Origin of the sequence: Amycolatopsis thermalba (assembly GCF_003385215.1) — a bacterium.
In the GTDB taxonomy this organism is placed as follows: Bacteria; Actinomycetota; Actinomycetes; order Mycobacteriales; family Pseudonocardiaceae; genus Amycolatopsis_E; species Amycolatopsis_E thermalba.
This window is the reverse complement of record NZ_PQHW01000199.1, coordinates 1-2,979: the sequence shown is the minus strand read 5'-3', so window position 1 is coordinate 2,979 and position 2,979 is coordinate 1. Positions and strand designations below refer to the sequence as shown.

Annotated in this window: 2 protein-coding genes and 1 rRNA gene; 2 read left to right on the top strand and 1 reads right to left on the bottom strand. The window is 71.9% G+C overall.

Annotation, left to right across the window (positions count from 1 at the left end; translation table 11 throughout):
• The first annotated feature begins 323 nt into the window (after positions 1 to 323).
• Together D0D15_RS35505 and D0D15_RS35500 are read left to right on the top strand one after the other, a co-directional pair.
• Entirely contained in the window at positions 324 to 1,115 is a 792-nt protein-coding gene (locus D0D15_RS35505; RefSeq protein WP_094008927.1) for a purine-nucleoside phosphorylase, read from the top strand.
• Positions 1,112 to 2,752: a phospho-sugar mutase gene (locus D0D15_RS35500; protein WP_115945095.1), complete on the top strand. Its 1,641-nt coding sequence runs from the start codon at positions 1,112 to 1,114 to the stop codon at positions 2,750 to 2,752. The genes D0D15_RS35505 and D0D15_RS35500 overlap by 4 nt, the downstream gene beginning before the upstream one ends.
• 104 nt (positions 2,753 to 2,856) lie before the next feature.
• Here the strand turns inward: D0D15_RS35500 and rrf are convergent.
• Positions 2,857 to 2,973, bottom strand: a 5S ribosomal RNA gene (gene rrf / locus D0D15_RS35495).
• Positions 2,974 to 2,979: the final 6 nt, after the last annotated feature.

Genomic DNA, 2,979 nt, shown 5'->3' with positions numbered 1-2,979 from the left:
GCCCGTAGGGCGGGCTCTTCGCCTGCCCCCAGCCACCTCTAAAGATCAAGAGATGTCCTCGCCGGACAGGCAGGCTCCGGGATGACGGGGGACCGTTGTTGTCTCACCCCGAGCAGGTGGTCGCTGGGTGGTCATCCCGTCGCCTTCCGGTTTGTGCATATCACCTTGAGCCAGGGCCGCAAGGTTGGCACCGTCGGCCGCCGGTTGGCGGCCTGGGTTGCGGCCCTGGCTCAAGGTGATCGTCACGTGTCAGGCGACGGGATGACCACCCAGCTACCTTGGGTTCAACGCGCGGCGTGGCGCGGCGCTGGGAGGATGTTCCCATGACCGAACAAGATGTGGCGTCGGCTGCTGCCGCCACCATCGCCGAGCGCACCGGCTTCGCCAAGCACGACATCGCGGTGGTTCTCGGCTCCGGGTGGCGTCCCGCGGCGGACGTGATCGGCGAGCCCGAGGCGGAGATCCCGCTCGGTGAGCTGCCCGGCTTCGAGACCCCGACCGCCGTGGGGCACGGCGGCACCGTCCGCTCGGTGGACGTCGACGGCAAGCGTGCCCTGGTGCTGCTCGGCCGCACCCACCTCTACGAGGGCAAGGGCGTGGGCCGCGTCGTGCACAACGTGCGCACCGCGGCCGCCGCGGGCGTGAAGTCCGTCCTGCTCACCAACGCCGCGGGTGGCCTGCGGGACGACTACCAGGTCGGCCAGCCGGTGCTGATCTGCGACCACCTCAACATGACCTCGACCTCCCCCATCACCGGCGCGAACTTCGTCGACCTGGTCGACCTGTACTCGCACCGCCTGCGGGACCTGGCGCGCCAGATCGACCCGAGCCTGACCGAGGGCGTCTACGCGGGCCTGCCCGGTCCGCACTTCGAGACCCCCGCCGAGATCCGCATGCTGCGCACCCTCGGCGCCGACCTGGTCGGCATGTCGACCGTGCTCGAAGCGATCGCCGCGCGCGCCGCCGGCGTCGAGGTGTTCGGGCTGTCCCTGGTCACCAACCTCGCCGCGGGCATGACCGGCGAACCGCTGAGCCACCAGGAGGTCCTGGAGGCCGGACGCGCGTCGGCGGAGAAGATGGGCACCCTGCTGCGTCAGCTCGTCGCGCGCGCATGAGCCGGCTCGACCCGGAACTCCGGGACCGCGCGTTCCGCTGGATCGCCGACGACGTCGACCCGGCCGCGCGGCAGGAGCTGCAGGCCGTGCTCGCCGCCGCGATGAACGGTGCCCCGGACGCGTTGAACGACCTCGCCGACCGGATGGCAGGCCCGCTCGAGTTCGGCACCGCCGGGCTGCGCGGTCCCGTCCGGGCGGGGCCGAACGGCATGAACACCGCGGTCGTCGTCCGCACCACGGCCGGGGTCGCGGCCTGGCTGACCGAGCACGGCAAGGCCGGCCGGCGCGAGGTCGTCGGCCGGGACGCCCGCCACGGCTCGGCGGAGTTCGCCGCGGCGGCGGCCGAGGTCCTCCACGCGGCGGGGTTCGACGTGCGGGTCCTGCCCCGGGCACTGCCGACACCGCTGGTGGCGTTCGCGACCAAACACCTCGGCGCGGCCGCCGGCATCCAGATCACCGCGTCCCACAACCCGCCCGCGGACAACGGCTACAAGCTCTACGACGACACCGCGATCCAGATCGTGCCGCCCGCCGACGCCGAGATCGAAGCCGCGATCGCCGACGCGCCGGGCGCGATCAGCGTGCCCCGCAAGCCCGGGGCGACGGTGCTCGGGGAGGAGATCCTCGACGAGTACCTCTACCGGGTGTCGCAGGTCCCGCGGTCTCCGCACCGCGATCTGCGGGTCGCGGCGACCGCGCTGCACGGGGTCGGCGCCGACGTCCTGCGTGCGGCGCTGTCCCGGGCCGGGTTCACCGACGTGCACCTGGTGCCCGAGCAGTCCGACCCGGACGCGGACTTCCCGACGGTGTCCTTCCCCAACCCGGAAGAGCCCGGCGCGACCGATCTGCTGCTCGCCTTGGCCGCGGAGGTGGACGCCGACCTCGCCATCGCCCTGGACCCGGACGCCGACCGGTGTGCCGTCGGCGTCCCGGACCCGGCAGGCACGTGGCGGATGCTCCGCGGGGACGAGACCGGGGTGCTGTTGGGCGAGTACGTCCTGTCCACGACCAGCAACCCGGACCCGCTGGTGGCGACGACGATCGTGTCCGCGTCGATGCTGGGTGCGATCGCCCGCGCCCACGGCGCCCGGTACGCGGAGACCTTGACCGGGTTCAAGTGGCTGACCCGCTCCGGTGCGGGGCTGGTGTTCGCCTACGAGGAGGCGCTCGGGCTGTGCGTGAACCCGGACTTCGTGCGGGACAAGGACGGCATCGCCGCGGCGACGCTCGCGTGTGATCTGGCGGCGAAGCTGAAGGCCGAGGGCCGGTCGTTGCTCGACGAGCTGGATCGGCTCGCCGTCGCGCACGGGGTGTACGTGACGGACCAGGTGTCGTTGCGGGTGACGGATCTGTCGGTCCGCGGGCAGCTGATGGCGCGTCTGCGGAAGACGCCGCCGGCCGAGCTGGCCGGGTTGGCCGTGGAGATGGAGGATCTGTTGCCGGAGACCGACGCGTTGCGGATCGCCGGCGGCGGGGTGCGGGTGGTGATCCGCCCGTCGGGCACCGAGCCGAAGCTGAAGTGCTACCTGCAGGTGGCGCGGCCGGTGGCGGACGCCGCCGCGTTGGCGGAGGTGCGAGTGGATGCGACGGCGACGATGGCCGCGTTGCGTGCCGATGTGGAGGCTCTGCTGGCTTGATCGCCCGGTGCTGTCCGCCTTGTTCGGGCAGTACCGGGCAAAAAGCTCGAGGCCCCGGGAGAACCTTTTACAGTTCTCGACCGGGGCCTCGAGTATCAAATTGTGTTCGGCGGTGTCCTACTCTCCCACACCCGCGGGGGTGCAGTACCATCGGCGCTGGCAGGCTTAGCTTCCGGGTTCGGAATGGGACCGGGCGTTTCCCTGCCGCCATGACCACCGAAACTCTG

What these genes read in the sequence shown, in the direction of transcription:
- D0D15_RS35500 (WP_115945095.1), top strand. Translation starts at nt 1,112, where the DNA reads ATGAGCCGGCTCGACCCGGAACTCCGGGACCGCGCGTTCCGCTGGATC.
- D0D15_RS35505 (WP_094008927.1), top strand. Translation starts at nt 324, where the DNA reads ATGACCGAACAAGATGTGGCGTCGGCTGCTGCCGCCACCATCGCCGAG.